A 293-nucleotide genomic window follows, 5' to 3' on the forward strand; every position below is an offset into this window, starting at 1 on the left:
TGGTGGGTCGTGCAGGATTCGAACCTGCGACCAATTGATTAAAAGTCAACTGCTCTACCAACTGAGCTAACGACCCATACGGGTGCTGCCTGAAAGATTTTACTCGGACCATCTAAAGATGGTGGGTCGTGCAGGATGACTCGGCTTCGCCTTGCCCTACAGGCCGTTGCTGACGCAACGTTATCCTTCACGTTCAACATCTGAGTTTGATGTTAAATTGGTGGGTCGTGCAGGATTCGAACCTGCGACCAATTGATTAAAAGTCAACTGCTCTACCAACTGAGCTAACGACC

The 293-nt window shown here is 49.5% G+C and carries 1 tRNA gene and 1 other RNA gene; both read right to left on the bottom strand.

Features of this window, described 5'->3' with window-relative positions:
- A tRNA-Lys gene (locus tag NA330_RS23230) sits at positions 1-76 on the bottom strand.
- Between the two features lie 43 nt (positions 77-119).
- A non-coding RNA gene (locus NA330_RS23235) (RtT sRNA) lies at positions 120-287 on the bottom strand.
- Positions 288-293 lie beyond the last annotated feature (6 nt).

Source organism: Salmonella sp. NW722 (assembly GCF_051702785.1).
Classification (GTDB): Bacteria; Pseudomonadota; Gammaproteobacteria; order Enterobacterales; family Enterobacteriaceae; genus Salmonella; species Salmonella enterica.